23 protein-coding genes are annotated in these 22,241 nt (G+C 64.2%); 15 read left to right on the plus strand and 8 right to left on the minus strand.

Annotated features, from left to right (window positions below; all coding sequences use genetic code 11):
- Positions 1-43 precede the first annotated feature (43 nt).
- Genes BLR13_RS21045 through BLR13_RS21070 form a run of 6 tightly spaced genes read left to right on the plus strand, consistent with a single transcriptional unit; the run spans position 44 to position 5,582 of the window.
- The gene (locus BLR13_RS21045) at positions 44-997 is read left to right on the plus strand and encodes an ABC transporter permease (RefSeq protein WP_074819964.1); all 954 of its coding nucleotides are present in this window, start codon (positions 44-46) and stop codon (positions 995-997) included.
- A 27-nt stretch (positions 998-1,024) separates the two neighbouring features.
- Complete coding sequence (locus BLR13_RS21050; RefSeq protein ID WP_027541662.1) at positions 1,025-1,903, plus strand: ABC transporter permease; 879 nt, start codon at positions 1,025-1,027, stop codon at positions 1,901-1,903.
- Positions 1,904-1,907: 4 nt separating this feature from the next.
- Positions 1,908-2,987: an ABC transporter ATP-binding protein gene (locus BLR13_RS21055; protein ID WP_074819961.1), complete on the plus strand. Its 1,080-nt coding sequence runs from the start codon at positions 1,908-1,910 to the stop codon at positions 2,985-2,987.
- Positions 2,984-3,181 (plus strand): hypothetical protein, encoded by a 198-nt coding sequence (locus tag BLR13_RS21060; protein WP_074819956.1) that lies wholly within the window; start codon positions 2,984-2,986, stop codon positions 3,179-3,181. Before BLR13_RS21055 ends, BLR13_RS21060 begins: the two co-directional genes overlap by 4 nt.
- Positions 3,182-3,207: 26 nt before the next feature.
- Entirely contained in the window at positions 3,208-4,599 is a 1,392-nt protein-coding gene (locus BLR13_RS21065; RefSeq protein WP_074831267.1) for an Asp-tRNA(Asn)/Glu-tRNA(Gln) amidotransferase GatCAB subunit A, read from the plus strand.
- Entirely contained in the window at positions 4,596-5,582 is a 987-nt protein-coding gene (locus BLR13_RS21070; protein ID WP_074819954.1) for an ABC transporter ATP-binding protein, read from the plus strand. The genes BLR13_RS21065 and BLR13_RS21070 overlap by 4 nt, the downstream gene beginning before the upstream one ends.
- Before the next feature lie 17 nt (positions 5,583-5,599).
- Here the strand turns inward: BLR13_RS21070 and BLR13_RS21075 are convergent, their stop codons facing one another.
- The gene (locus BLR13_RS21075; RefSeq protein WP_074819953.1) at positions 5,600-5,839 is read right to left on the minus strand and encodes a hypothetical protein; all 240 of its coding nucleotides are present in this window, start codon (positions 5,837-5,839) and stop codon (positions 5,600-5,602) included.
- Positions 5,840-5,985: 146 nt separating this feature from the next.
- Here BLR13_RS21075 and BLR13_RS21080 point away from each other — a divergent pair, with 146 nt between their 5' ends.
- Entirely contained in the window at positions 5,986-6,249 is a 264-nt protein-coding gene (locus tag BLR13_RS21080; RefSeq protein ID WP_074819950.1) for a GlsB/YeaQ/YmgE family stress response membrane protein, read from the plus strand.
- A gap of 92 nt (positions 6,250-6,341) precedes the next feature.
- On the opposite strand, the gene BLR13_RS21085 is transcribed toward BLR13_RS21080, so the two are convergent.
- Positions 6,342-6,758 (minus strand): DUF1236 domain-containing protein, encoded by a 417-nt coding sequence (locus BLR13_RS21085; protein ID WP_074819947.1) that lies wholly within the window; start codon positions 6,756-6,758, stop codon positions 6,342-6,344.
- Positions 6,759-6,997: 239 nt separating this feature from the next.
- On the opposite strand from BLR13_RS21085, the gene BLR13_RS21090 reads away from it, so the two are divergent.
- Entirely contained in the window at positions 6,998-8,551 is a 1,554-nt protein-coding gene (locus BLR13_RS21090) for a L,D-transpeptidase (protein WP_074831265.1), read from the plus strand.
- 23 nt (positions 8,552-8,574) lie between these two features.
- Here the strand turns inward: BLR13_RS21090 and BLR13_RS21095 are convergent, their stop codons facing one another.
- A complete protein-coding gene (locus BLR13_RS21095; protein WP_074819943.1) occupies positions 8,575-9,507 on the minus strand; it encodes a LysR substrate-binding domain-containing protein in 933 nt (310 codons plus the stop codon).
- 90 nt (positions 9,508-9,597) lie between these two features.
- On the opposite strand from BLR13_RS21095, the gene BLR13_RS21100 reads away from it, so the two are divergent.
- The 3 genes from BLR13_RS21100 to BLR13_RS21110 all read left to right on the plus strand — a co-directional run bounded on the left by BLR13_RS21100 (position 9,598) and on the right by BLR13_RS21110 (position 13,643).
- Positions 9,598-10,419, plus strand: coding sequence for an acyl-CoA thioesterase domain-containing protein (locus BLR13_RS21100; protein ID WP_074819940.1), 822 nt, complete (start codon positions 9,598-9,600; stop codon positions 10,417-10,419).
- Between the two features lie 150 nt (positions 10,420-10,569).
- Complete coding sequence (locus tag BLR13_RS21105) at positions 10,570-12,312, plus strand: type I secretion system permease/ATPase (protein WP_074819939.1); 1,743 nt, start codon at positions 10,570-10,572, stop codon at positions 12,310-12,312.
- Complete coding sequence (locus BLR13_RS21110) at positions 12,309-13,643, plus strand: HlyD family type I secretion periplasmic adaptor subunit (protein ID WP_074819937.1); 1,335 nt, start codon at positions 12,309-12,311, stop codon at positions 13,641-13,643. The genes BLR13_RS21105 and BLR13_RS21110 overlap by 4 nt, the downstream gene beginning before the upstream one ends.
- A gap of 131 nt (positions 13,644-13,774) precedes the next feature.
- Here the strand turns inward: BLR13_RS21110 and BLR13_RS21115 are convergent, their stop codons facing one another.
- Complete coding sequence (locus BLR13_RS21115; protein WP_074819935.1) at positions 13,775-14,254, minus strand: CinA family protein; 480 nt, start codon at positions 14,252-14,254, stop codon at positions 13,775-13,777.
- 5 nt (positions 14,255-14,259) lie between these two features.
- Positions 14,260-15,264 (minus strand): MBL fold metallo-hydrolase, encoded by a 1,005-nt coding sequence (locus tag BLR13_RS21120; RefSeq protein WP_079586092.1) that lies wholly within the window; start codon positions 15,262-15,264, stop codon positions 14,260-14,262.
- Between the two features lie 197 nt (positions 15,265-15,461).
- Here BLR13_RS21120 and BLR13_RS21125 point away from each other — a divergent pair, with 197 nt between their 5' ends.
- The 4 genes from BLR13_RS21125 to BLR13_RS21140 are packed head-to-tail and all read left to right on the plus strand — an operon-like array spanning position 15,462 to position 19,178.
- Positions 15,462-16,541 (plus strand): amidohydrolase family protein, encoded by a 1,080-nt coding sequence (locus BLR13_RS21125; protein WP_074819932.1) that lies wholly within the window; start codon positions 15,462-15,464, stop codon positions 16,539-16,541.
- Between the two features lie 12 nt (positions 16,542-16,553).
- Positions 16,554-17,657, plus strand: coding sequence for an amidohydrolase family protein (locus BLR13_RS21130; protein WP_074819928.1), 1,104 nt, complete (start codon positions 16,554-16,556; stop codon positions 17,655-17,657).
- Positions 17,658-18,071, plus strand: a complete 414-nt coding sequence (locus BLR13_RS21135) for a Rieske (2Fe-2S) protein (protein WP_074819925.1) — start codon at positions 17,658-17,660, stop codon at positions 18,069-18,071. It abuts the gene before it with no gap.
- Between the two features lie 45 nt (positions 18,072-18,116).
- Positions 18,117-19,178 (plus strand): dipeptidase, encoded by a 1,062-nt coding sequence (locus BLR13_RS21140; RefSeq protein ID WP_074819923.1) that lies wholly within the window; start codon positions 18,117-18,119, stop codon positions 19,176-19,178.
- Positions 19,179-19,273: 95 nt separating this feature from the next.
- Here BLR13_RS21140 and BLR13_RS21145 read toward each other — a convergent pair whose 3' ends face one another.
- From BLR13_RS21145 to BLR13_RS21155, 3 genes are all read right to left on the minus strand, one after another.
- The gene (locus BLR13_RS21145; protein WP_074819921.1) at positions 19,274-20,290 is read right to left on the minus strand and encodes an SH3 domain-containing protein; all 1,017 of its coding nucleotides are present in this window, start codon (positions 20,288-20,290) and stop codon (positions 19,274-19,276) included.
- Between the two features lie 182 nt (positions 20,291-20,472).
- The gene (locus BLR13_RS21150; protein WP_083387595.1) at positions 20,473-21,144 is read right to left on the minus strand and encodes a protocatechuate 3,4-dioxygenase; all 672 of its coding nucleotides are present in this window, start codon (positions 21,142-21,144) and stop codon (positions 20,473-20,475) included.
- Positions 21,145-21,263: 119 nt separating this feature from the next.
- Positions 21,264-21,941: a PilZ domain-containing protein gene (locus BLR13_RS21155; RefSeq protein ID WP_244524911.1), complete on the minus strand. Its 678-nt coding sequence runs from the start codon at positions 21,939-21,941 to the stop codon at positions 21,264-21,266.
- Positions 21,942-22,241: the final 300 nt, after the last annotated feature.

Raw genomic sequence — 22,241 nt, forward strand, 5'->3', positions numbered from 1 at the left:
TGACGACGGAGAAATTCGATTGCTGACTAACAGAAGGTGATCCGTGCTCGTCTATATTGTTCGGCGTATCGTCTACGTCATCCCGATCGTGATCAGCGTGGCGCTGGTGTGCTTCCTGCTGGTGCACATCACGCCCGGCGATCCCCTGGTCGCGGTGCTGCCGGCGGATGCGTCGCAGGAACTCGCCCAGCAACTGCGCGTCGCCTATGGCTTCGACCGTCCGCTGCCGGTGCAATTCGGGCTCTGGCTGTGGCGCGCGGTCCATGGCGATCTCGGCCATTCCATCGCCACCGGTCGCGCGGTGCTGACGGAAGTGCTGCGTGCGGTCGGCAACACCGTGACCCTGGCGATCGCCGCGGCCGTGATCGGCTTTACGCTCGGATTGTTCTTCGGCCTGATCGCCGGCTACTTCCGCGATACCTGGGTCGACAAGGTCGCGACGTCAATTGCCATCGCGGGCGTCTCGGTGCCGCATTACTGGCTCGGCATGGTGCTGGTCATCATCTTCTCGGTGCAGCTCAACTGGCTGCCCGCGGTCGGCGCCGGTCCCGGCGGCTCCGGCGCCTGGAGCTGGGACTGGGAACACATGCGCTATCTGGTGCTGCCGGCGATCACCACTTCGGTGATCCCGATGGGCATCGTCACCCGCACCGTGCGGGCGCTGACCGGCGATATCCTCAGCCAGGATTTCGTCGAGGCGTTGCGTGCCAAGGGCCTGCGCGAGACCGACGTGTTTCGTCACGTCATCAAGAACGCGGCGCCGACGGCGCTCGCCGTAATGGGGCTGCAGCTCGGCTACATGCTCGGCGGCTCGATCCTGATCGAGACGGTGTTTTCGTGGCCGGGCTCGGGGCTGCTGCTTAATTCCGCGATCTTCCAGCGCGACCTGCCGCTGCTGCAGGGCACGATCCTGGTGCTGGCGCTGTTCTTCGTGGCTCTCAATCTCCTGGTCGATATCGCGCAAGCCGCGATCGATCCGCGCATCAAGCGAAGTTAAAACAATGAAGTTCCGCCCATGAGCGTGATGTCAGATACCGCCCTGCAGGCCGCGCCCGCCACCAAGGCGCGCGGCTATTGGGCCACCGTCGGCCGCCGTATCGTCAGGGACAAGGTCAGCATGGCCTGCGCGCTGATTCTGGCGTTGATCTTCCTGTCGGCGCTGTGCGCGCCGTGGCTGGGCCTCGCCGATCCCTATGCCGGTTCGATGATCCGAAGGCTTCGCCACATCGGCACGCCGAACTATCCGCTCGGCACCGACGAACTCGGCCGCGACATGCTGGCGCGGCTGGTCTATGGCGGGCGGCTGTCGCTGATCATCGGCATCCTGCCCGTGATCCTCGCCTTCGGGATCGGCACGTCCTTGGGCCTCGTCGCCGGCTATGTCGGCGGCAAGCTCAACACCGCGATCATGCGCACGATAGACGTGTTCTACGCGTTCCCATCGGTGCTGCTGGCGATCGCGATATCCGGCGCGCTCGGCGCGGGTATCGTCAACTCGATCGTGTCGCTGACCATCGTGTTTGTGCCGCAGATCACGCGCGTCGCGGAGAGCGTCACCACCGGCGTGCGCAACATGGATTTCGTCGAGGCCGCGCGCGCTTCCGGCGCCGGCGCCTTCACCATCATGCGCGTGCACATGCTCGGCAACGTGCTCGGCCCGATCTTCGTCTACGCAACCGGGTTGATTTCAGTGTCGATGATTTTGGCGGCCGGCCTGTCGTTTCTCGGCCTAGGCACAAAGCCGCCGGAGCCGGAATGGGGCCTGATGCTCAACACGCTGCGCACCGCGATCTATGTCAATCCGTGGGTGGCGGCGCTGCCCGGCGTCATGATCTTCGCGGTGTCGATCTGCTTCAACCTGCTCAGCGACGGCATGCGCAGCGCCATGGACATCAGGAACTGACGCGATGAACGAGAGCACTCCGTCTGTCGAACTCATGGAGCCGGTCGAGGACATCGGCGGCGCGGCGCAGCCGCTGCTGCAGGTCTTGGGCCTCACAAAACATTTTCCGGTGCGGGGCGACCTGTTCAGCGCGCGCAAGACTGTGCGTGCGGTGGACAATGTGTCGTTCTCGATCGCCAAGGGCGAAACCGTAGGGATCGTCGGCGAATCCGGCTGCGGCAAGTCGACCACGGCGCGGCTGCTGATGCACCTGATGAAGCGCGATGCCGGCGATATCGTCTATGACGGCATGCAGGTCGGCCGCGCATTGTCACTTCGCGAGTTGCGCCGCGGCATGCAGATGGTGTTTCAGGACAGCTACGCCTCGCTCAACCCGCGGCTGACCATTGAAGAGTCGATCGCGTTCGGCCCCAAGGTGCACGGCATGGCGGACAACGCTGCGCGGGCGCTGGCGCGCGAATTGCTGGGCAAGGTCGGCTTGCGGCCGGAAAATTTCGCCAACCGCTATCCGCACGAGATTTCCGGCGGCCAGCGCCAGCGCGTCAATATCGCGCGTGCGCTGGCGCTGTCGCCGCGGCTGGTGATCCTCGACGAGGCGGTGTCGGCGCTCGACAAGTCGGTCGAGGCCCAGGTGCTCAACCTGCTCGCCGACCTCAAGCGCGAATTCGGCCTGACATACTTGTTCATCAGCCACGACCTCAACGTGGTGCGTTACATCTCGGACCGCGTGCTGGTGATGTATCTCGGTGAAGTCGTCGAACTCGGTCCGGTCGACAAGGTCTGGGATGCGCCGGCGCATCCCTATACGCGGGCGCTTTTGGCCGCGATGCCGTCGTCCGATCCCGACAAGCGCACCGAGACGCCGCCGATTTCGGGCGATCCGCCGAATCCGATCGACCCGCCATCGGGCTGCCGGTTTCACACCCGCTGTCCGTTTGCGGAGCCGCTCTGCGCAAATGCGACCCCAAAACTCGCAGACCTCGATACAATGGGTCATCAAGCGGCGTGCTACATGGCCATTCCAGGCTCCGGGCACAGCCGCGCACCGGCCAAGGAAAACAATAAGGGAGAAAGCGCCGCATGACGAAACCCGGTCCCAAAGAGGTGATCGCGATCACCAGCACCGCGGGCGTGCCCGTGGACAGCGAAACCGCCTCACGCATCGCCAATTCCATTGGTCCGGCCTTCGACGGCTTTGCGGCCGTGGCCGGCACGCTGCCGTTCGATCTCGAGCCGGCTAGTTATTTGCTGGTCCAGAATGCCGAGGTGTCGAAGTGAACAAGCACAGCACCGAGCCGGCCTTGATGTCGCTCGTCGCGGTCGCCAAAGCGATCGCCGACAAGAAATTTTCCTCGCGCGAAGTCACGCAATCCTGCCTGAACCGGATCGCGGAGTGGCAGCCGCGCCTCAACGCCTTCATGGCGATCGAGGCGGAAAGCGCGCTGGCGGCGGCCGACGCCGCCGATGCAGCCTTGGCAAAAGGCAACAACCGTGGCCCGCTGCATGGCGTGCCGCTGGCGCACAAGGACATGTATTACGACGCCGGCAAGGTGGTGACCTGCGGCTCCAAGATCCGGCGCCATTTCGTCGCGACCACGACCTCGACCGCGTTGCAGCGGCTCAAGGACGCCGGCACGGTTCGCCTCGGCTCGCTGCAGATGGTGGAGTTCGCCTACGGCCCGACCGGCCATAACGTGCATTACGGCGCGGTGCGTAACCCCTGGAATGTCGATCACATCACCGGCGGTTCGTCGTCCGGCTCGGGCTCGGCGGTGGCGGCCCGGCTGACCTTCGCGGCGCTGGGATCGGATACCGGCGGCTCGATCCGGATGCCCGCGCATTTCTGCGGCGTCACCGGCCTGAAGACCACGGTCGGCCGCGTCAGCCGCGCCGGCGCGATGCCGCTGTCGCAATCGCTCGATACCGTCGGCCCACTGGCGCAGACCGTAGAAGATTGCGCGCTGCTGACCGGGCTGATGGCGGGCGCCGACCCTGAGGATCTCACGGCATCGACGCGGCCGGTGCCGGATTACATGGCGGCGACCCAAGGTTCGCTCAAGGGGCTCCGGATCGGCGTGCCCACCGCGTTCTATGTCGACGATCTCGATGCCGAAGTGGCCCGCGTGCTCGACGAGACCATCGCGACGCTCAAACGAGAGGGCGCCGAGATCGTCAAGGTCGAATTGCCGGACCAGCGTCAGCTCACCGCGGCCTGTCAGCTCGTGCTCGCGACCGAAGCCGCCGCGTTCCACAAAAGATGGCTGATCGAGCGGCCGCAGGATTACGGTGCGCAGGTGCTGATGCGGCTGCAGAACGGGCTTGCGATCCCGGCGGTGTCCTATCTCGAAGCGATGCGCTGGCGCGGTCCGGCGCTGTCGGCCTGGCTTGCCGCCGTTGCCGGCACCGACGCCGTGCTGGCGCCAGTGGCGCCGATGCCGGCGCCGACCATTGCCGAAAGCGATGTCGGCAACAGCATCGATGCGGAAGCCGTGATCCAGCGCATTACGAAATTCACCCGCCCGATCAATTATCTCGGCCTGCCGTCGCTTTCGATCCCGACCGGCTTCACCAAGGCCGGTCTGCCGGTCGGCATGCAGCTGGTCGGCCGCGCGTTCGATGAGGCGATGCTGGTCCGCATTGGGGCGGCGTTCCAGCGCGCGACCGATTTCCACGCACGGGTGCCAAAGCTCTCATGACCAACCTCGTCGAGATCGATCACCTCAACATCCGCTTTACCGGCGAGCGAACGGTGCATGCCGTCAACGATCTCTCGCTCACGCTCGGCGAGGGTGAGGTGCTCGGCCTTCTTGGCGAGTCTGGTTCCGGCAAGAGCGTGACCTTGCGAGCGCTGATGCGGCTGTTGCCGCGGAAGCGCACGCAGATCTCGGGGCGCGTGAACGTGCTCGGCCGTGACGTGCTGGCGCTCGACGACGAGGAATTGTCTGATTTTCGCGGCCAGACGGTTTCGATGATCTTTCAGGAGCCCGCGCTGGCGCTCGATCCGGTCTACACCATCGGCAGGCAGATCGCGGAAAGTGTGATCCGCCATGAAGGCAAGAGCGAGCGCGACGCGATGGCGCGGGCGCTGGAAATGCTGGAAGTGGTGCGGATTCCCTCGGCCAAGCGCCGCCTCGATGCCTATCCGCACGAAATGTCCGGCGGCATGCGGCAGCGCGCGATGATCGCGCTGGCGCTGGCCTGCAAGCCGAAAATCCTGTTGGCTGACGAGCCGACCACGGCGCTCGACGCCACCGTGCAGATTCAGATCCTGCTGCTGCTGCGCGAATTGCAGCGCGAGTTCGGCATGTCCGTCATCTTCGTGACACATGACATCGGTGTCGCCATTGAAATCTGCGACCGCGTCGCCGTGATGTATGCCGGCCAGATCGTGGAGCAGGGCACGCTCAGCCAGATCGTGCGCTCGCCGGTTCATCCCTATCCGAAGGGATTGCTGGCCTCGACCGTCCACGGCGCCAAACGGGGGCAGCGGCTGGAGACCATCCCGGGGACGCCGCCCTCGCTCGACAAGACGCCGGCGAGTTGCTCCTTTGCGCCGCGCTGCAGCCTGGCGCAGCCGCGCTGTAGCGAGCAATTGCCGCCCAATGTGGCGATATCCTCGGGCCACACCGCCCGATGCGTGCTGGCGGAGCCAATGGCTGCCGTTGCGGCTGCGACGTAGGAATTGAAGAGAGGGTGTTATCCACCAAGTCCCGGATCGGCCCAGTGCTCGATCTGGGAAGGGCCGATCACCTGCTTGGGTTGATGGGGATTGAGCGTGCCTGCGCTGGCGATCCAGCCCTTGGCCAGGATCTGCATCGCAAACAGCTTGGCATCGACTTCCGCTTTGAAGGTGCGGGTCGTGCGGACCATGCTGGTCGCGTCTTCGTCCGTTTTGTCCGGACCAAAAGTAACATACCAAATATCGCCGTGTGCCATGTCCGATTAACACCGATGGCGGCAAAAAGTTTCATGTCGTTCGGAACGGACACGCACCGAAAAGATTATGGGTCGTCACGTCGATCGATAGTGGCTAAGGTATCATGTAGCGCCAGGACGGCGTTACACAATCCGGGGGGATTCCAATGCAAATATCCAATGAAGGCATTCTCGTTATTCTGTTCGTCGGCCTGGTGGCCGGTTGGCTCGCCGGCAAGATCGTGCGCGGCACCGGCTTCGGTATTATCGGCGACATCCTCGTCGGCATCGCCGGCGCGCTGCTCGCCAGTTTCCTGTTTCCCAAGCTCGGCATTCATATCGGCAGCGGGCTGGTGTCGGAGATCATCTATTCCGCGATCGGCGCCGTCGTGCTGTTGCTGATCGTGCGACTGCTTCGCGGCCGGATGTAGCGGCGCCGCCAGTACGCTCCGGCTTTCTGTCGACACAAAATCGGGGCCGTCTTTGCAGACGGCCCCGATCAATAACGCCATCCTGCAAGGCTTTACTCGACGATTTCGACGACCCGGCGGGTACGCGGATCCACCAGCACCGTGCGGCCGTTCACGACCGTATAGCGATAGCTTTGCGCGTGATATTCCTCCGGAACGTCGTAATAGGTGACGCCCGCTTCGGGCAGCACCGCGCCGACGCGGAAATCGCCCTGGTATTCATAGGAGGGGTGGTGCCGTTCGACCACATAGGTGTGGAAGCGCGGGCGCTGGTCGACACCGAGAACCCCGGTCACACCACCCACCACGCCGCCAATGACGCCACCGACCACGGCGCCCACCGGACCCGCTGCCCGTTCGCCTTCTCGGGAGCCTCGTTCCACACCACCGGGAACGCCTTGGGCTTGCGCCACGACGGGCAGTGCAACGACGGCAACAAGGGCAGTAATTCCGATAAAGCGGCGGATCATGACATCTCCAGTGATATTGGCTGAGGTGACATCACAATGGTTGGGAGCCGATTAGGTTCCGTCCGCGCGCCACCCTTCCTCCTGCCCGGGCGGTCGTATATGAGAGAAACGCCACCGGAACGTGCCGGAAGTCTCCAGAGCGAATGGGCGGCGTGGATGGTGGCAGCGGCTGGTTAATCCAAAAATCGCGACCTGATACTATGATCGACGCAGGCGCGGACAGGCATTCGAGGCATGGCATGGTAATTCGATTGACGACGGCGCGATCCACCGTGGCGATGCGGCGACGGGGCCGTCCCGCCATGGTGACGCTCGCGGCGATGACCGCACTGACGGCGCTGACCGCCGGCGCCGCGGCGAGACAGGCTCGCCCCGCAGCCCCCACCGAGGCGACCGCGTCGCGCGAGGCCGGCGAGCCGATCATGGCGATCGTGTCGATCAAGAGCCAGCAGGTCACCTTCTACGATGCCGACGGCTGGATCCTGCGCGCGCCGGTCTCGACCGGCACCACCGGACGCGAGACGCCGGCCGGCGTCTTCGCCCTCATCGAGAAGGACAAGGATCATCATTCGACCCTCTATGACGATGCCTGGATGCCGAACATGCAGCGCATCACCTGGAACGGCGTCGCGCTGCACGGCGGGCCGCTGCCCGGCTATGCGGCCTCGCACGGCTGCGTGCGGATGCCCTTTGGCTTTGCGGAAAAACTGTTCGACAAGACGCACATCGGGATGCGGGTGATCATCTCGCCTGAAAACGCCGAACCGGTCGAGTTCTCGCATCCCTCGCTGTTCGTTCCGAACGCGGAGGCCATCGCGGCCGCGCCGGCCAAAGCTGCGGCGCTCCCCCGCGAGGCGGCCGAGGCTGCCAAGGCGGCCGACGAGGCGAAGAAAGCCGCTGCGACGGCGACGCGCGAGACAGCCACGCTGACGGCGTCGCTGCGCAAGCTGGAGGCGCTCAAGACCCGCGCCGCCGCCGAACTCGCTTACGCCGACAAGGTGCTCGCCGCCGCCAAGACGGACGAGGCCAAGGCAAAGGCCGAGGATCTCAAGCAGAAAGCCGCCGCCAAGGCTGCGGATCTCGCGACCCAGCTCGACACCGCCAAGGCCGACGCGAAAGCGAAGCTCGACGCTGCTGCCGCCGCCAAGGAAGCGGTCAAGCCTGCCCAGGCCAGGAAAGTCGAAACGGCGAAAGCGGCGCTCGACGCCAAGCTCGCGCTCGAGCCGGCCTCGGTCTACATCAGCCGCGCGACGCAGAAGCTTTACGTGCGGCGCAACACACACAAGCCGGCGCCGGACGGCGGCGGCGAGGTGTTCGATACCACGATCGAGCTTCCCATCACGATCCGCGATCCCGGAAAGCCGATCGGCACCCATGTGTTCACGGCGATGGCGCGCAACGACACGGGCCTGCGCTGGTCCGTGGTCACGATCGACAACGGGGACAACGCCAAGGACGCGCTCGACCGCATTACCATGCCGCAGGAGATACTCGACCGCATCGCGCCGACCGCATTGCCGCGATCCTCGATCGTCATTTCGGACGAGCCGCTGAGCAGCGAGACCAACTATCGCACCGAATTCGTCGCGGTGCTGAGCAATCAGCCGCAAGGCGGCTTCATCACGCGCAAGCCCACGGCCAATATCCTGGTTGAGAACGACAGAACCGACGACGGCTGGGGTTTCTTTTTTCAGCGCAATCCGGAACCTCAACCGGTAAATCCGCGGCAGCGGGGCGGCCAACCACCCCGTCAGGTGCAACCGTACTATCGCCAGTGGCAACCGGGCTGGTAGCAGGGCATCGCGGACGCCGTTAGCTACTTCGCGCGCGCGACGGCTTCCATGATCCACTTCCGCAGCGCGCCGATGCGGCGGTCGCGTGCCTGTTCGGTGCGGGAGACCAGATAGATCGTCTCGTGATAGGCGCCTTCAAACGCAAACGGCGCCACCAGCCGCTTGCCGTAGCCGGGACGCGTCTTGATCAGCGGCGCCATCGCCAGCGTGACGCCGAGCCCGTGTTCGGCGGCCTCCAGCATCGCCGGTACGCTGTCGAGCCAGAGATGGCCGCGCGGGACGAGGTGCGACAGGCCAGCCTCCTTGAGCCAGGCGGGCCAGGCGCGCGGTTGTGTCGTCAGGTGAATCAGCACCTCGCGCGACAGGTCTTCCGGTGTTCGCAAGCCTTGTTTGACCAGCGCCGGCGCGCAGACCGGCAATCCCTTCACCGTGACCAGCGGTTCGAATTTCAGCCCGGTCGAATGTTCGCGACCATAGCGGATGGCGACGTCGACGCGTGACGAATTGAAGTCGGCATATTGATGTGTGGCTTCGATGCGCAGCGTGAGAGCGGGATGGCGCCGCTTGAAATCCGGCAACGCCGGCAGCAGCACCGCGGAGGTGAAAAACGGCAGCGAACTGATCCAGAGTTCGCTTGAGGCGTCGCGGCGATGCTGCAGCATGTCGCGGCCGGCATCCTGCAGCGTCGCCAGCGCCACCGCGACTTTCGCCAGATAACGTTCGCCGTCGGCGGTCAGCCGCACCGAGCGCGCGCCGCGCACGAACAGCTTGACGCCGAACTGCGCTTCCAGCCCGCGAATCTGGTGGCTGATCGCCGACGGGCTGAGCGACAGGTCGCGCGCGGCGCGGCGAAAGCTCAATTGCGTGGCGGCGCGCTCGAACGCCAGCAGCGCGGTCAGTGGCGGAATCGCGCGCAGCGCGTATCCGGGGACGTGCGCGGGATGAATAATATTCATCTGAGGTGACAAAATCCCTTTTGTTGAAGGCATCGCATTCAGCCAGATTAGCTTATCGCTCCATATTTCTCATCTCAGAAAGTGCCTTCCGTGGCCATCTTCGAACCCTCCGGTCATCCCCATCGATGGAACCCCTCCGCGCTGGCCGCCGGGCCGTTCGCGGGGCTGCAGGGCGGGGCGGTCGCCAGCCTCTTGACGGCGGAGATCGAGGCGCAGGCAGGCGAGCGGAAATGGGGCACGGCGATCTCGGCCTCGGCGTGGTTCTTGCGGCCGACCCCGATGACGGATTTGCGAACGCAACTTTCGGTCGTCAGCGAAGGCGGCCGGGTCAGCGTGATCGACAACACGCTGTGGCCGGCCAATGACGATCAGCCCTGCGCCACCGTTCGGGTGACGCTGTCGCGTGAACGCGCCGTCGAAATCCCAGTTCTTCCTGACTCAGGCTTTGCCGATCCCGTCAGCGCCGCCATCGATCCGCTGCGGTTCCCGGTCCGCACCCGGCGCGCGGCGCACGGCAAGCCATGGTTCATGGATGCCATGGAGGCGCGCGAGGGCGACGGAGTCGCCTGGTTCCGTCTCGACCATGCCATCATCGATGGCGCCGGATGCCTGCCGCTGTCATCCCTGCTGGGTCCGGCGGACTGGACCCACGGCATCGCCAGGCCGGTCCAGAACGTGGTCGCCGACCCGAACCCGAACCTGACCGTGCAATTGTTCAGGCCGCCGTCCAGTCCGTGGGTCGGCGTCCGCGCCGAAACGAGGTGGCGTCCGGCGGCAGGCCTCGGGGCCGGCAGTGGCGTGCTGCTCGACGTTATGGGCGAGATCGGCCGGGTCTCGATGTCCGTGATCCTGGTGCCGTTTCCCAAGGTTGCGGCCGAAGGCGCGTCAAAGCCGATACCGGCATCGGGTTAACCGCCATTCACGTCACTTTGACGTGGTTCCGACGGGTGATCCGGTTCATATGAATTCAGGTTAACGTGACTTAAATAGACGCTGGCCGAAAACATCGGTAAAACCAGCCCGTTACACGTCACCCGATTTCATTTGAAGAGAAACGCATTAATGGCAGCCGCTTCCGGCGTCCGGCGTTCCGAACTCGTTGAAGCGTTGCGCGCCTGTCGCGACGCCTTCATCGGCGTCGGCGTCATGAGTTGCATGATCAATCTGCTGTATCTGACCGGCTCGATTTTCATGCTCGAAGTCTACGACCGCGTGCTGCCGAGCCGCAGCGTGCCGACCCTGGTCGGCCTGGTCATTCTCGCCGCCGGCCTCTACATCGCGCAAGGCTTTCTCGACCTGCTCCGCGGCCGCATTCTCGGACGTATCGGGACCTCGCTCGACGAAGCCATCAACGCCCGCGTGTTCGACACCGTCGTTCGGCTGCCGCTGCTGGTCGGCAGCCGCAACGAGGGCCTGCAGCCGCTGCGCGATCTCGACAATGTCAGGTCGTTCCTCGGCAGCATGGGACCGGGCGCGTTCTTCGATCTGCCGTGGCTGCCATTCTATCTGGCGATCTGTTTCGCGTTCCACTGGCTGCTCGGCCTCACCGCTCTGGTCGGCGCCATCATTCTGGTGACGCTGACCCTGATCACCGAATTCCTGTCGCGCCAGCCCGCCCGCGAGGCGATGACGCTGGCCGCCCGCCGCAACGATCTCGCCGCCACCAGCCGGCGCAACGCCGAAGTGCTGGTCGCGATGGGCATGTCCGGACGGCTGACCAAGCGCTGGAGCGAGGCCAACGAAAACTATCTGGCCGGCAACCAGCGCGCCAGCGACGTCGCCGGCGGTCTCGGCGCGGTCGCCAAGGTCTTGCGCATGATGCTGCAGTCGGCCGTGCTCGGCGTCGGCGCCTATCTGGTGATCCACCAGGAAGCGACCGCCGGCATCATCATCGCGGGCTCGATCCTGAGCGCGCGGGCGCTGGCGCCGGTCGATCTCGCGATCGCCCACTGGAAGGGCTTTGTCGCCGCCCGCCAGAGCTGGCATCGCCTCAACAAGCTTCTGCTGCAGATGCCGGCGTCGGGCACGCAAACCCTGCTGCAGAACCCGACGAAGCGGCTGTCGGTCGAGGGCGTCGCCATCGTGCCGCCCGGCGACCAGCGCGTCATCGTGCAGGACGTTACGTTTGCGGTCGAGGCCGGTACCGGCGTCGGCATCATCGGGCCGAGCGGATCGGGCAAGTCGTCGCTGGTGCGCGCGCTGGTCGGCGTCTGGACGCCGTTCCGCGGCAAGGTGCGGCTTGACGGTGCTGCGCTCGACCAGTGGTCGTCGGACGTGCTCGGCGCCAACATCGGCTATCTGCCGCAGGACGTCGAACTGTTCGCGGGCTCGGTGGCGCAGAACATCTGCCGCTTCGATCCCGACGCCAGTTCGGAAGCGATCATCGCCGCCGCCAAGGAAGCCGGCGTGCATGACATGATCATCAAGATGCGCGAGGGCTATGACAGCCAGATCGGCGAGCAGGGCACCGCGCTTTCGGCGGGGCAGGCACAGCGCGTGGCGCTGGCGCGGGCGCTGTACGGCAATCCGTTCCTGATCGTGCTCGACGAACCGAACTCCAACCTCGATACCGAGGGCGACGAGGCGCTGACCCGCGCGGTCCGCGGCGCCCGCGAGCGCGGCGCCATCGTGATCGTGGTGGCGCACCGGCCGATCGGGATCGAGGCGGTCGATCAACTGCTGGTGCTGAAGGACGGCCGCATGCAGGCCTTCGGTCCGAAGGAAGCCGTTCTCGGCCAGGTGTTGCAGCGCGTCGCGCCGCCGCCGCCGATCAAGATCGTTTCCGATGCGGGACACAAATCATGACCCAGGAATCGAAGGGCGGGCCGAAGAGCGAACTGAAGGGCGCGCGGCGCTCGATCCGGGCGCATATGATTGTCGGTCTCGCCGTGATGCTGGTGCTGGCCGGCGGCTTCGGCACCTGGGCCTCGACGGTGCAGATCTCGGGCGCGCTGATCGCGCCGGGCGCGGTGGTGGTCGATTCCAACGTCAAGAAAGTTCAGCACCCGACCGGCGGCGTGGTCGGCGAGGTGCGCGCGCATGACGGCGACACCGTCAAGGCCGGCGACATCGTCGTGCGCCTCGACGAGACGGTGGTGAAGGCGAGCCTTGCCATCGTGGTCAAGACGCTGAACGGGCTGTGGGCGCGCGCGGCGCGACTCGAAGCCGAGCAGCGCGGGCTCGACAAGATCAAGTTTCCGCCGCAGCTGACCGACCAGGCCAGCGATCCCGACGTGCGGGACGTCATGGCCAGCGAAACCAAATTGTTCGAGGTTCGCGTCAACGGACGATCCGGGCAAAAGGCGCAGTTGCGCGAGCGCGTCACCCAGCTCAACGAGGAAATCGCGGGTCTCACGGCCCAGGAGCAGTCGAAAGACAAGGAAATCGCGCTGGTCGAAAAGGAACTGATCGGCGTGCGCCAGCTCTACGACCAGCATCTGGTGCAGATCTCGCGGCTGACGACGCTGGAGCGCGATGCCGCCCGGCTATCGGGCGAGCGGGCGCAGTACATCGCCTCGCGCGCGCAGGCAAAGGGCAAGATCACCGAGACCGAACTGCAGATCATCCAGGTCGACAAGGACATGGTCAGCGAGGTCTCCAAGGATCTGCGCGAGAGCAACGACAAGATCGGCGAGTTCGTCGAACGCAAGGTCACCGCCGAGGATCAATTGCGCCGTATCGACATCCGCGCGCCGCAGGACGGCATGGTGCTGCAGTCGACGGTGCATACCGTCGGCGGCGTCATCACCGCCGGCGACGCCATCATGATGATCGTGCCGCAGGCCGACGCGCTGTCGGTCGAGGCCAAGGTCAATCCGCAGGACATCGACAAGCTGCAGATTGGCCAGAAGACGCTGCTGCGGCTGTCGGCCTTCAACCAGCGCACCACGCCGGAATTGAACGGCGTCGTCACCCGCGTCTCGGCCGACGTCACCACCGATCAGCGCACCGGGCAGGCCTACTACACCATCCGCGTCTCGATGCCGCCGGCAGAAGTCGCCCGCCTCGGCGGCGAGAACAAGATCATCCCCGGCATGCCGGTGGAAGCCTTCGTGCAGACCGGCGACCGCACGATGTTTTCCTATCTGATGAAGCCCTTGAGCGACCAGTTGATGCGCTCGTTCCGGGAGAAGTGATTTTCCTGTCGTCCCGGCGAACGCCGGGACCCATACGCCGTGCCGCTCGTGTTGAGAGACGCTGTTCGACGACTTTTGCTTAACCGCTAAATCCTGTGGTTATGGGTCCCGGCGTTCGCCGGGACGACGAGCTAACCCAAATTCTGCAGCAGCAATTTCAGCGCCGTCGACGCGAATGCGTCCATGTTGGCTTGCCGGTCCCCGCTTCCCGTTTCCAGCGTGAACACGGCCTGCGCGGGGCCTGCGACCGCCATGCAGCTATGGCCGGCGGCGTCGCCGTAGCGGTTGCCGGTCGGACCGGTGGCGCCGGTTTCCGACAGGCCCCAGTCGGTCGCAAAACGCTGACGAACCTGGCTCGCCAGCAATTTCGCGTAAGGCTCCGACGCCGAGCGAATGCCCTTCATCGCATCATCAGGGATGTCCATCAACAGCTGCCGCGCATCGCGGGTATAGACCACGGCGCCGCCGAGAAAATACGCCGACGCGCCCGGCACCGACAGCAGCGCTGCCGAGATCAGCCCGCCGGTCGATGATTCCGCAATCGCAATGGTCTGTTTGCGCGCGATCAGCTTGGCCGCGATCTGCTCGGCGATCCCAACGAGTTCCTTCATGGACTTCAGCTCCGCTTCAGCAGGCGTTTCAGCAACGACTTTTTATCTTCGGCGGGCTTCGCCAGCGAGTTGTAGACCACGCGAACGAAGTTGGTGGCGGCGAGTTCGGTCGGCGCCCACTTCTTGTCGAGATCGGCGAACGGTTTTGCGGCGATCACGTCGGCCTCGCTCTTGCCGTCCTTCACCAGCTTCGCCATGCGGTCGCGCGCGGTCACCAGCATGGTGCGATATTCGGTGAGCGCGGCCTTGTCGGCGATCGGCCCGTGGCCGGGCACGATGCGTGTCTTGGCGTTGGTCAGCTTGAGATAGGCGTCGGCGGCCGCGATCATGCCCTTGATGTTGCCGCCATTGGCGAAGTCGATGTTGGGATAGCGGCCGTTGGTGAAGGTATCGCCGGTCGCCAGCACGTTGGCGGTCTTGAACCAGACATAGGTGTCGCCGTCGGTATGGGCGTTGCGGACGTGCTTGAGGTCGGCGACGCGGCCGGGAAGCCTGACCTTGGAGAACACCTCATAGGTCTCGGTCGGCAGCGCGCCGGGGGCCGCCGGCGGCGTCTTGGCGCCGGTCAGGCCGTTGGTGGTGCCGGCCGCGAGCCTGCTCTTGACATGAATCTGGGCGACGATCGTGACGCCGTCCCTGGCGAAGGCTTCGTTTCCGCCGGTGTGGTCGCCGTGATAGTGCGTGTTGATCAGGTATTTGACCGGCAGGTTCGAGATCGCGGCAATTGCCGCCTTGATCTTGTCGTGCAGCGGCGCGTACTGGCCGTCGACCATGATGATGCCGCTGTTTCCCAGCGCCACGGTGATATTTCCGCCCTGGCCTTCGAGCATATAGACGTTGTCGCCGAGGTCGGTGGTCTTGATCTCGACTTTTGAAAAATCGTCCGGCGGCGGGGTGGCAGGTGCTGCGGGCTGTACTGCAGGCGGCGTTTGTTGGGCAAGTACGCCGCCGGTCAGGAGACCGGCCGAGAGAAGAGTGACGGCCATTGCCGCGCGTGCCATCCGAATCATGAAGAATCTCCCGGCTTCCAATGCTTCCTAGCACCCCAAGCGTTGGGGCACCCATGCCCTCCTAGCACAGGAGGGTCACGTTTGCCGAGTTGCGGCGCGGCGGCGGGGCTGATTGAATGCAGCCAACGAACCGGCGGCGTGGCTTGCAGAAGCCTGAGAGCACACGCGGGCCCGCACGAGGAAGCTCAGGAAACATCATGACGTCGCCGATTGCAGGTGGCGTGGATTGCGATCTGCATCCCGCCGTTCCTCATCTCACCACCCTGCTGCCCTATATGAACGACTACTGGCGCGACCAGGTGACGACGCGCGGCATGACCGATCTGGTCTCGCAATCCTATCCGGTCAATTCGCCGATCTCGGCGCGTCCGGACTGGCGGCCGGCGCAGGGCAAGCCGGGCTCCAGCCTCGCCGACATGCAGAAACAGGCGCTGGATCCGTTTCAGACCGCCTTTGGCATCTGCAACCCGCTCTACGGCGTGCAGATGGTGTTTTCCGAGGACATGCAGGACGCGTTCTGCCGCGCGCTGAACGACTGGCTGGTGAAAGAGTGGCTCGACAAGGATTCGCGCCTGCGCGGCTCGATCGTGATTCCGACCCAGAGCGTCGAAAAATCCGTTGCCGAGATCGAGCGCTGCGCCAAGGACAAACGCTTCGTCCAGGTGCTGATGCTGGTCATGGGTGACGTGCCGCTCGGCAAGCGTGCGCTGTGGCCGATCTATGCCACCGCCGAGCGGTTGGGTCTCGCCATCGGCATCCATGCCGGCAGCGCCTATCACAACCCGCCAAGTTCCGTCGGCTGGGGCTCCTATCACATCGAGGATTACGTCGCCCAGGCGCAGGCGTTCCAGACCCAGCTCACCAGCCTGATCGTCGAAGGCGTATTCGCCCGGCATCCGAACCTGAAAATGGTGATGCTGGAGAGTGGCTTCACCTGGCTGCCGGCCTTCCTGTGGCGGCTGCACAAGTTCTGGCGCGGGGTGCGGATGGAAACGCCCTGGGTCGACCGCGCGCCGGCGGAAATTGTGCGCGGCAACATCCGCTTCTCGCTGCAGCCGGTCGACGCGCCGCCGGATCCCGCGACCCTGAACCGCTTGTTTGACCATATGCAGTCGGACGAATTGCTTCTATTCTCGACCGACTATCCGCACTGGCAGTTCGACGGTGATTCTGTGCTGCCTGACGGGATCTCGCCCGATCTCGTCCGCAAGATCATGATCGACAATCCGCTCGCGACCTACGGCCGGTTGAAGCAGCCGGCGCGGGCAGGGACATAAGGAGATCGCGCCATGAATGTGCAGTTCCGTCCCGAACCGTCCGCATCCGTCAGCGTCAAGACCGCGATCGCCGATTGCGACATTCATCCGGCGCGCGCGACCGCGACCGAATTGTACCCGTTCCTCGCCAAGCGCTGGCACACGCATCTCGAGACCTACGGCAAGCAAGCCTATCAGGGCATGATGGAAGGCCCGCCCTATCCGAAGGCGCAGCCCAATGCCTCGCGCCGCGACGCTTATCCTCCGGAAGGCGGCCCGCAGGGCTCCTCGCTGTCCTTCATGCAGAAGCAACTGCTCGATCCGCATAACGTGGTGCTCGGCGTGCTCAATCCGCTCGCCACCGGGCAGGGCCTGCGCAACCACGACCTCAGCGCCGCACTGGCGACCGCGATCAACGACTGGCAGATCGACAAATGGACGAGCAAAGACTCCCGCCTCAAGGGTTCGATCGTCGTCGGCAATGAGGACGGCCCGACCGCGGCCGCCGAAATCCGCAAGCGCGCCGGCGACAAGAATTTCGTGCAGGTGCTGCTGCTCAGCCGCAACGTCGAACCGCTCGGCCAGCGCCGCTACTGGCCGATCTACGAGGCGGCACAGGAGATCGGGCTTCCGATCGGCGTCCATGCCTTCGGCTTCGGCGGCAATCCGATCACGGCGTCGGGCTGGCCGAGTTTTTATATCGAGGAAATGGTCGGCCATTCGCAGTGCCAGCAGACCGCGCTGGCCAGTCTTGTCCTGGAAGGCGTGTTCGAACGCTATCCAAAGCTGAAGATGGTGATGATCGAGGCCGGCTTCGGCTGGGCGCCGTCGTTGGCGTGGCGGCTCGACAAGAATTTCGAGCGGCTGCACTCGGAGGTGCCGCATCTGAAGCGCAAGCCGTCGGAATATATCCGCGACCACATCTGGTGGACCACGCAGCCGATGGAAGACCCGGAACGGCGCGAGCATCTGTTTGAGCTGATCGAATGGATCGGCTGGGACAAGTTGCTGTTCGCGACCGACTACCCGCATTGGGATTTCGACGAGCCGTCGCGCGTGCTGCCGGCCGGCGTCAGCGACGTCAACAAGCAGGCGTTCTATCTCGACAATGCCAAGAAGCTTTACGGTATTTCCTGAATGACGAGACATGTGATCGCCCCGGTGGACGAGTTGCCGCCGGGGACGCGAAAATTTCTCACCATCGATGAGCGGCCGATCGCGATCTTCAACATCAAGGGCGAGTTCTTCGGCCTGTTGAACCGCTGTCCGCATCAGGGCGCGGCCTTGTGCGAGGGCCCGCTGATCGGGCTGGCACAATCCAGCGATCCCGGCGAAATCGAATACACCAAGCTCGGCGAGATCATCCGCTGCCCGTGGCACGGCTGGGAATTCGATATCCGCACCGGCCAGTCCTACTGCGACCCCAAGCGCTTTCGCGCCCGCGCCTATCCGGTCAATGTCGAGCCGGGTTCGCGCGTGGTGAAGGGGCCGTATATCGCCGAGACCCTCGCCGTATCGGTCGAGAGCGATTACGTGGTGGTGGATCTGTAGCAAAACTCGCAATCCGGGATCACTGTCGTCGCTCGCCGAGGATCAATGACATCAAGCATCTCAGTTTTCGACGGCCACAACGATGTGCTGCTGCGCCTCTACAAGTCGGCTTCCGGCGACGTGGTGTCCGATTTCCTGTTTGGCGAAGACGCCGGCCATATCGATTTGAAGAAGGCCAGGGCCGGCTCCCTGGTGGGCGGCTTCTTCGCGATGTACTGCCCGTCGCCCGGCAACTTCGCGTCGTTGAGCACGCAAATGACCGGCGGAAAATATGCGTTGCCGCTTCCGCCTCCGCTTGAAATGGACGAGGCACGAAAATCTCTCTCCGGAGAACTGGCCATCCTGCTGAGGATCGTGCGTGCGTCCCAGGGCGCTGTCGCGATCTGCAGGACGGCGGCTGAGATCGCCGCGGCGATCGAACGCGGGACCTTGGCGGTGGTGCTTCACCTTGAAGGATGCGAGGCCATCGACGGCGATCTGAACTTTCTTGAAATATTATATGCAGCGGGTTTACGCTCGCTGGGCCCGGTCTGGAGCCGTAACAACATATTTGGCCATGGCGTTCCCTTCGCGTTTCCCGGCGGGCCCGATACCGGCGATGGCCTGACGGCTGCCGGTGAAAAGCTCATCAGTGCCTGCAACGAAATGAAGATTCTCGTCGATCTCTCGCACATCACCGAAAAGGGCTTTTGGGACGTCGCGCGGCTTTCGAAAGCGCCATTGGTTGCGACCCACTCCAATGCGCATGCTTTGTGTCCTTCGCCGAGAAACCTGACGGACCGGCAACTGGCGGCCATCCGCGATACCAAGGGCATGGTCGGTCTCAACTTCGCCACCTGCTTTCTTCGTCCTGACGGCAACATGCGGCGGGATACCGAGATTGAGCTGATGGTGCGTCAACTCGACTACCTCATCGAGAAGGTCGGCGAGGACCACGTCGGGTTCGGATCGGATTTCGATGGCGCGATGGTGCCGGAGAAAATCGGCTCGGCGTCCGGATTGCCGGTACTGATCGACGCTCTGCGGCAAGGTGGTTACTCCGAACAATTATTGAAGAAGTTAGGCTCAGCCAACTGGCTCGGTGTGCTCGCTCGGACGATTGGTTGAGGTCAGGCGTGCAATGACGGTGTTGGACGGCAGCACAGTAAGTCGCCAGCAACTCGTCGAGCAAAAAAAGCCCGGCTCAAGGCCGGGCTTTTCGTTCATTGGCGCTTGTCCTGGCCGTGGCCTCCGCCACCGCCCGGTCCGCCGCCACCGCGCGGTGCGGCGTTGATGTGCGGCGCGCCGCCGGCCTGCGGCATCGCGGGCGCTGCTGCGCGCGGGGCGGCCGGGGCCGGCATCTGCGCGCGTGCGTTCATCGGCGGGCCACCGCCGCCGCGCGCCGCATTGGGCTGTGCCATGTGGGGCGTGGCGCGCTCGATCCGCGGCGCAACCGCACGCGGTTCGTCATGACCGCGGGCCATGATCGGCGGCATCTGCGTGCGGGCGCGGGCCATCGGCTGCTCGCGCACGGCCACTCTTGCGTTCTCACGCGTCATCCGCGCGTTCTCGCGCGTCATGCGGGCCTGCACCGCGCGTTCCTGCCCTTCGCGCGTGCTACGCGTAGCAATGTCTTTCTCCCGCGTCACGCGTTCCGTCACACCGGCGCGGGTTCGCTCCTTCACGCCGACGCGGGTCCGTTCCTCGACACGGGCACGCGACCTCTCTTCGACACCGACACGCGCCTTTGCCTCGGAGAGCGCAGCGTCGCGCGCTGCCGCCGCGCGGCCGATCCGAGCCGCCGAGCGGTCGATGGTCAATCGCGTCGCGAAGCGCTCATGCGATTGCCAGTAGCCGCTCCAGTAGGCACGACGATGATACCAGGGACGCCCCGCATAGTAGCTCGACCAGTACGAAGTCAGCACGAACGGCACAACGGGAGCGTCGATCTCGTCGACATAGTCGGGCAGATAGACGTAGCGGTTGCGGTAGAGATATTCGAGATATTGCGACGACACCCAGCCACGATCATCCGACCAGCTCACATCGCACCAAGCGGTGCCTCTGAGACACCCATGGATGTTGACACGGGCGCCGCCGGGAATGCGGTCGACCGTCGGAAAGCCTTCACCGGGCCCTGCCCTCAGGCTGACTGTGGTGGTGACGATGCCCGGCGCCGCCAGTGCGGCGGTCGGCATCAGCAGCACGGCCGCTGCGATAAACAATCCTCTCAGTTTCATGGCGAATTCCTCCTCTTGAGTTGGAACGCCGTGGCGAAACAAGCGTTCCCTGAGGAGTGGTCGCACTAGCCAAAAGATGCAGGCGTCTCGCAGGCGCGAGACGCGCCTCGCTTGTTTGTCTGGAGGTGTCAACCTCGTTGAGTCTGGGAACCCGGCCCGGGACGCTTTCGACGCCCCCTCGGCTAGCCTGCATTCAGCACGATGTTGAACTCCACCAATTTCGACTCCGGCTCCATTTCCGAGGTTGGCTGCAATAGCTTGGCGACAAGCAAGTCCTTTTGCTCCAATGCGGTTTGAAAAAAGCGGTCCGGTTCGAGGTAAGGGTCACCTTCAAAATACATCTGAGTCACAAGTCTGTCCTGCCGACCCGAGACCTGGAAGTGAATGTGTGCGGGCCGCATTCTGTTGGGCCCCGCGGGATATGCGGCGGGCTTGATCGTCTTGAATCGATACCGGCCATCGTTGTTAGTCGTCAGAAGGGCTGACCCTTCAAAGTTCGAATCGAGAGGCACGGGATTGTGATCGCCTGGATGCGTATAGCGTCCATGCGTGTTGGCCTGCCATATTTCAACTTTCGCGTTGCGAACGGGCTCACCCTTCAGATTGAGCACTCGCCCCACAACATTCAGGACGAGGCCCGCCGCGCGCCCCGGCCGGCCGGGCACCTTTGTCAGATCGGCATTTTGACCAAGCGGCTTCAGCGGATAAAAGGGACCCAGTATTTGCTCTGGCGTGCGCTGCCCGGCCGTTTGCGCAATCGCAGGCCTGTTTGAGGCGGCGCTCGCGATGCCAAGCACCGCGGACATCCTCAAGATTTCACGGCGGCTGAGATCGTCTATCGAATAAGTCGCCATCGCTGCCACTCCCCAAAATACGATCGATTCGCTCTATGGTCGTGCCGCACCTGGATTTTAATCCAGGGTGGGTCGAGCCGTCAAAAGAACATCCTGGGATTTGGCCGACCAGCATCCTCTCACACTGCGATGACGTCACCGGAAGCGGCTGGCTCCGACGCGCCGGGATCGGCCGCAGGCCCGGTCTGAACCACTCTGGCCGTCAGGCGCTCGAGCGCCCTGGAGTTCTGCCGCTCGATAAACTGGATGGCTATACCGTTGGGCAGCAGCCGGACGACGCGGCCGATGCACGCGCCGACCGCAAGCGGCATGCCGATCGGCGGCTGCACCGGTGACGAGACCGCGACACCGGAGACCGACATATCGATGATGAAGCAGGGATGCACCGATCCGTCCGCCAGGGTCAGCGTCGAATGGTGATTTGGCGGCACGAACCGCGCGTCCTTCCTGATGCACTTGATGGCGGGATTCTTCTGTTTCTTCTCCAGCCAGATCAGCATGTCCGAGAGTTTTTCGCGCCTGGCGCGGCTCATCTCCAGTTCGAGCAGGAAGCTGCGTTCCATCGTGTCGCTGATGCTGCCCTCGAACTTCCCGAAGTCGCGAAAATAGGAAGTGAGGCGGTCGCCGACCTTGCCCACGACCGGGACCTCGACGATCATCCGGAACGGCGACACGCGCGTGGTGCGGCAGGCAAAGGTGCGAAGCTTGCCTTGCGGGTCATACCAGTTTGGCAGCGTATAGCTTCCGTCAACGGTGACGTTGACCGATCGTTGGTTGAGAAAATCCTGAACGGGCACGGGAGTTCCTGGGGCGCGTGGAAAGTCTGAGCGGCCGCTGATCTGCGTCAGCTTGGTGGCAGCTCCTCGGCCATTCGCGACCTCGGGTGCACCATGTGGAGAGCCGCAACACCTCCTGCTCAGGGGATGAAGCGGCCTCGACGCCCGTAGGTGTACGGGACATTCCTGAAAGAGAGGTAAATCGGTATTCGCTCGGGAGCATTTTTGCTCGAGCACAATCGCTCAAAACATCACGTTGTGATTGCAGTGGAATTAACGAACAGGATGACGAGAGGCCTTCCCTACGCTCTGGAAGGCGTG

This window comes from Bradyrhizobium ottawaense (assembly GCF_900099825.1).
GTDB lineage: Bacteria > Pseudomonadota > Alphaproteobacteria > Rhizobiales > Xanthobacteraceae > Bradyrhizobium > Bradyrhizobium ottawaense_A.

What these genes read in the sequence shown, in the direction of transcription:
- BLR13_RS21125 (WP_074819932.1), top strand. Translation starts at nt 15,462, where the DNA reads ATGACGTCGCCGATTGCAGGTGGCGTGGATTGCGATCTGCATCCCGCC.
- BLR13_RS21070 (WP_074819954.1), top strand. Translation starts at nt 4,596, where the DNA reads ATGACCAACCTCGTCGAGATCGATCACCTCAACATCCGCTTTACCGGC.
- BLR13_RS21140 (WP_074819923.1), top strand. Translation starts at nt 18,117, where the DNA reads ATGACATCAAGCATCTCAGTTTTCGACGGCCACAACGATGTGCTGCTG.
- BLR13_RS21120 (WP_079586092.1), bottom strand. Translation starts at nt 15,264, where the DNA reads ATGATTCGGATGGCACGCGCGGCAATGGCCGTCACTCTTCTCTCGGCC.
- BLR13_RS21080 (WP_074819950.1), top strand. Translation starts at nt 5,986, where the DNA reads ATGCAAATATCCAATGAAGGCATTCTCGTTATTCTGTTCGTCGGCCTG.
- BLR13_RS21115 (WP_074819935.1), bottom strand. Translation starts at nt 14,254, where the DNA reads ATGAAGGAACTCGTTGGGATCGCCGAGCAGATCGCGGCCAAGCTGATC.
- BLR13_RS21105 (WP_074819939.1), top strand. Translation starts at nt 10,570, where the DNA reads ATGGCAGCCGCTTCCGGCGTCCGGCGTTCCGAACTCGTTGAAGCGTTG.
- BLR13_RS21055 (WP_074819961.1), top strand. Translation starts at nt 1,908, where the DNA reads ATGAACGAGAGCACTCCGTCTGTCGAACTCATGGAGCCGGTCGAGGAC.
- BLR13_RS21110 (WP_074819937.1), top strand. Translation starts at nt 12,309, where the DNA reads ATGACCCAGGAATCGAAGGGCGGGCCGAAGAGCGAACTGAAGGGCGCG.
- BLR13_RS21135 (WP_074819925.1), top strand. Translation starts at nt 17,658, where the DNA reads ATGACGAGACATGTGATCGCCCCGGTGGACGAGTTGCCGCCGGGGACG.
- BLR13_RS21150 (WP_083387595.1), bottom strand. Translation starts at nt 21,144, where the DNA reads ATGGCGACTTATTCGATAGACGATCTCAGCCGCCGTGAAATCTTGAGG.
- BLR13_RS21065 (WP_074831267.1), top strand. Translation starts at nt 3,208, where the DNA reads ATGTCGCTCGTCGCGGTCGCCAAAGCGATCGCCGACAAGAAATTTTCC.
- BLR13_RS21060 (WP_074819956.1), top strand. Translation starts at nt 2,984, where the DNA reads ATGACGAAACCCGGTCCCAAAGAGGTGATCGCGATCACCAGCACCGCG.
- BLR13_RS21090 (WP_074831265.1), top strand. Translation starts at nt 6,998, where the DNA reads ATGGTAATTCGATTGACGACGGCGCGATCCACCGTGGCGATGCGGCGA.
- BLR13_RS21145 (WP_074819921.1), bottom strand. Translation starts at nt 20,290, where the DNA reads ATGAAACTGAGAGGATTGTTTATCGCAGCGGCCGTGCTGCTGATGCCG.
- BLR13_RS21075 (WP_074819953.1), bottom strand. Translation starts at nt 5,839, where the DNA reads ATGGCACACGGCGATATTTGGTATGTTACTTTTGGTCCGGACAAAACG.
- BLR13_RS21085 (WP_074819947.1), bottom strand. Translation starts at nt 6,758, where the DNA reads ATGATCCGCCGCTTTATCGGAATTACTGCCCTTGTTGCCGTCGTTGCA.
- BLR13_RS21095 (WP_074819943.1), bottom strand. Translation starts at nt 9,507, where the DNA reads ATGAATATTATTCATCCCGCGCACGTCCCCGGATACGCGCTGCGCGCG.
- BLR13_RS21130 (WP_074819928.1), top strand. Translation starts at nt 16,554, where the DNA reads ATGAATGTGCAGTTCCGTCCCGAACCGTCCGCATCCGTCAGCGTCAAG.
- BLR13_RS21050 (WP_027541662.1), top strand. Translation starts at nt 1,025, where the DNA reads ATGTCAGATACCGCCCTGCAGGCCGCGCCCGCCACCAAGGCGCGCGGC.